This is a genomic window from Microvirga sp. P4_G7 (assembly GCF_056401005.1).
Genome location: NZ_JBFUKD010000532.1, coordinates 1 through 2,661 on the forward strand (window position 1 = coordinate 1; position 2,661 = coordinate 2,661).

Here is a 2,661-nt window from a genome sequence, read left to right on the forward strand (position 1 = left end):
CGCCTGGGACAGCGCCAGACCAGCCGGCGCAGCGTTCCACAACGCCACGCTCGCGTCGGCAAATTGCAGCACGCGGACGTCGCGCACGAGATCGGTGCCATCGGGTCCGGTCACCGTGAAGGTGCCGTCGCCGTTGTCGACGACTTGAGATTCCGCGGCCGTGCCGGAAAACTTGGCGACGTTCGTCCCCGTGCCGCCGTCGAGCGTGTCGTCGCCGAGGCCACCGTCGAGCGTATCGTTGCCGCCGTTGCCAGTCAGCGCGTTGGCGTTGGTATCGCCGGTGAACCAATCGTTGCCGGAACCGCCTGTGAGGTTCTCGATGTTGAGAAGGGTGTCGAGGCCATAATTGGTGTTCTGAGCTTGACGTTGCAGAGTCAGATCAACGATTGCGCCTATGTCGCCGCTGTAGAGAGCTGTGTCGAGACCGCCGTTGCCGTTGACGGTATCGTTGCCAAACCCACCGTCGAGCGTGTCATTGCCCAAATTCGTCGTCAGAACATTGTCGCCAGCATTGCCTGTAAGACGATGGTTCCCTGCACCTCCGGCGGTCGCATTTTCAACATTCAGGATCGTCTTGAACCCAACGCCCGTATCTTGGCGAGCAGCGTTTGCGAGGTTCAACGTAATGCCGCTTGCGCCGAACCAATTGATGACGTCCTGTCCGGTTCCGGCGTCGATGAAGTCGTCACCGATCCCGGCATTGATGCTATCGTTGCCATTCCCGCTCCACACCGTGTTGGCGCCAGATCCCACATCGATGACGCCACTGATCAACGTTCCTTCGCGGTTGTCGAAGGTGTCGTCGCCGTCGCCCAGCTTGACATCGCCCTTGATCGTTCCGCGATTTGTGATCAGGTCTCGCCCCTGCGAGCCCATGATTGCGGTTTGGCTCCCGACACCTCCACCCAGTATCGAACCGCTGTTGACGAGCCTTGTATATCCTCGGACGCCAGTTGCATCGGCGATCAATTCAAACGTGAGTGCCGTGCCCTTTTGGCCGAAAATGGTTCCGTCGTTGAAAACGTCGAGGACGTAGCCGTGAAAACGCACGCCTTCGTCCTTTCCCCCGACAATGCCGCTGTTCTTGAGGTTGTGGAATGTGAAGGGGTCGCCGGCAACAAAGATCCCTCGCTCCTCACCGTAGACGGATCCACTGGCCCCAACATTGATGTTGCTGTCCCATCCGGCGGCATAAATTCCCCAGTGGCGCGCAGACACGCTACCCAAGACCGAAACGGCAAGATCGCCCGAAGGCGCGTGAATGCCATTTGCCCCTTCGCCCGTCGCGGACAGAGAACCTCCGGCCTCAACAAAATACGCATCTCCCCTCGCGGCAACGCTCGCATGTACGCCGTCCGCATTCTGTGTCGGTTGGATCGTATTGATGACTTTGAGGGCCATGGAATGTTTCCTGTGGGACGTGACGTCGCCTCCATGCCATGCCTTCCGCTGCGTCGCCCCCGTTCGAACGGACGGGAGGCGAGGCGATTTTAGGACATCCACTGCGCTGAACGAGCGACCGCGCACTCGCGCGCGAAACGGGCGTCACCGTGCGCGACGATACTGCTTTCAGTCCGCGCGCTGGTTTGGAATCCGGAAGCGCGCCGCGAAACGGCGGATCGATCGTTGCGGCGTCAATGAGGCGCCATGGAAACTGCGGGGGGTCAGATGACGTAGAAATCCTTGTAGGTCATCTTCAAATTCTTGCTCAACGTCGCGATCTGAACCTGTACTGCCGCGCCGACACCATCCGCATCATAGAACAGGGCCCCCGTCTTCTTGTTGTAGATGAGTCGGTCGTCCGCGTCGTGCGCCTGTGATCCCGAATAGAATGCGCTGCTTTTGAGGAGTGCCGGTTTCGTCGGCGAGCCCTTCTTGCCGACGGCCTTGAAGATCGCGTTGTCGAGCCAGACCGTGTCGTCCCTCACCGAAAAATCCGTGATCTTGTCGATGTTGGTCTTGCCGGTTTTGGTATCGAAGACGAAGACGTCCTTGCCCGCTCCGCCGGACAAGGTGTCCTTTCCGGTCTTGCCGTCGATGGTGTCACGCCCAGGTCCGCCTTTGATGGTGTTGGCGAGCGTGTTGCCGGTGAGCTTCATCGGACCGACTCCGAGCCCCGTCAGCTTCTCGACATTGCTTCCGAGCGCAAAGCTGGCAAAGGCCCAGACGGTGTCGGTTCCCTCACGAGCGCGTTCGCTCACCCGATCTCCTGTTTGATCGACGATGTAGACGTCGTTGCCGGCGCCTCCCGCCATGAAATCTGCGCCCGCGCCGCCGTCGATGAGATTGCTTGCAGCGTTGCCGATGAGTTGGTTGCCGAGGGCATTGCCGCCCAGCGAAAAGACGGCAGGACCCGCAGCGTTCAGATTCTCGATTTCGGGGGCCAATGCGTAGTTTGCGAAAGTGAAGACCGTGTCGAGACCGGATCCGAACGCTTCGATAATTTGGTCGCCCGCTTGATCCACGACGTAGCTGTCGTCGCCCGTGCCCCCTTCGAGCCGATCGGCGCCTGATCCACCATCGAGCAGGTCGTTGCCGCCTCCGCCGAGCAATCGGTCGTCACCGTCGCCGCCGTTGAGTGTGTCGGCAACATCGCCCGCGGAGCCTTTCGCGTTGAGACGAAACACCGCGCCGCCGTAATTGACCACGTAGAGATTGCCC

2 protein-coding genes are annotated in these 2,661 nt (G+C 60.3%); both read right to left on the reverse strand.

Translation table 11 applies throughout. The features are described from left to right. A partial coding sequence (locus AC1DT3_RS17480; protein WP_477466507.1) for a calcium-binding protein occupies nt 1-1,401 on the reverse strand: 1,401 nt, incomplete at its 3' end. Nucleotides 1,402-1,664: 263 nt separating this feature from the next. Beyond that, the coding region (locus AC1DT3_RS17485; protein WP_477466508.1) for a calcium-binding protein at nt 1,665-2,661 on the reverse strand (997 nt) is incomplete at its 5' end.